Here is a 1,475-nt window from a genome sequence, read left to right as displayed (position 1 = left end):
ATCATGGATCCGTATGGCAATGACGCCGCCGTCGCGGCGCTGGCCAAGGCCGGGGTGACCGCCTTTGCGATGGAATTCATGCCGCGCATCACGCGCGCCCAGTCGATGGACGTCTTGTCCTCGCAGGCTAACCTTGCCGGCTACCAGGCGGTGATCGACGGCGCAGCCGAATATGACCGGGCGCTGCCGATGATGATGACGGCGGCCGGCACTGTTCCTGCCGCCAAGGTGTTCATCATGGGCGTCGGCGTTGCCGGCCTGCAGGCGATCGCCACAGCGCGCCGGCTCGGCGCAGTCGTCACCGCGACCGATGTTCGCCCCGCCGCCAAGGAACAGGTCGCCTCGCTTGGCGCAAAGTTCCTCGCCATCGAGGACGAAGAGTTCAAGGCGGCCGAGACCGCCGGCGGCTACGCCAAGGAGATGTCCAGGGAATACCAGGCCAAGCAGGCGGCGCTGACCGCCGAGCACATCGCCAAGCAGGACATCGTCATCACCACGGCGCTGATCCCCGGCCGCCCGGCGCCGAGGCTGGTGTCGGCTGACATGGTCGCCTCGATGAAGCCTGGTTCGGTGATCGTCGATCTTGCTGTGGAGCGCGGCGGCAATGTCGAGGGCGCTGTGCCTGGCAAGGTCGTGACGACGGCCAACGGCGTCAAGATCGTCGGCCATCTCAACGTGCCGGGCCGCGTCGCGGCCTCCGCTTCGCTGCTCTACGCCAGGAACCTTTTTGCTTTCCTCGAGACCCTGGTCGACAAGGCGACGAAGACGCTTGCCATCAACCGCGATGACGACCTGGTCAAGGCGACCATGCTGACCGACGGCGGCAAGATCGTCCATCCGGCCTTCGCCAAGGCCGACCAGCAGCCGCCAAAGGGCCAATATATCGAACCGCCGGCGATCCCGGCCAGCACAATGGTCGCTGATGCTTCGGCGCCCAAGAAAGCCGCGCCCAGGAAAGCTGCCGCATCCAAGCCCTCGCCCAAGCCGAAAGGGACCGCGTGATGGACCAGACCTTGCAGAAAGCCCTCGACCAGCTCGACCAGGCAAGTGCCGCCGTCCGGCTGGCGGTGCAGAACCTGGCAAATGCTCCCGGAGGCGCTGAGGCGGCCGGCGACGCCGCGCACGCGCTGTCGGGCGGCGCCATCGATCCCTTCGTCTTCCGCCTGGCCATCTTCGTGCTGGCGATCTTCGTCGGCTATTACGTCGTCTGGTCGGTGACGCCTGCGCTGCACACGCCGCTGATGGCCGTCACCAACGCCATCTCCTCGGTCATCGTCGTCGGCGCGCTGCTTGCCGTCGGCATCGCCGCCTCCGGCGTCGCCGCGGGCTTCGGCTTCGTCGCGCTGATGCTGGTGTCGGTCAACATCTTCGGCGGCTTCCTCGTCACCCAGCGCATGCTGGCAATGTACAAGAAGAAGGACAAGTGACGTGACCGTCAATCTCGCCTCCTTCCTCTATCTGGTCTCCGGCATTCT

The 1,475-nt window shown here is 66.1% G+C and carries 2 protein-coding genes; both read left to right on the top strand.

The window, feature by feature from the left end:
* Positions 1 to 1,002: NAD(P) transhydrogenase subunit alpha (locus FJ973_RS30710; RefSeq protein ID WP_140558917.1), on the top strand; the 1,002-nt coding region annotated here is incomplete at its 5' end.
* Positions 1,002 to 1,427 carry an NAD(P) transhydrogenase subunit alpha gene (locus tag FJ973_RS30705; protein ID WP_140512858.1) on the top strand — a complete coding sequence of 142 codons (426 nt, stop codon included), beginning with the start codon at positions 1,002 to 1,004 and terminating at the stop codon, positions 1,425 to 1,427. The genes FJ973_RS30710 and FJ973_RS30705, both read left to right, overlap by 1 nt.
* Positions 1,428 to 1,475: the final 48 nt, after the last annotated feature.

The organism is Mesorhizobium sp. B2-1-3 (assembly GCF_006442495.1).
Taxonomy (GTDB): domain Bacteria; phylum Pseudomonadota; class Alphaproteobacteria; order Rhizobiales; family Rhizobiaceae; genus Mesorhizobium.
Note: the sequence above shows the minus strand (reverse complement) of the source record. Positions and strands in the feature narration are given on the sequence as shown.

What these genes read in the sequence shown, in the direction of transcription:
- FJ973_RS30705 (WP_140512858.1), top strand. Translation starts at nt 1,002, where the DNA reads ATGGACCAGACCTTGCAGAAAGCCCTCGACCAGCTCGACCAGGCAAGT.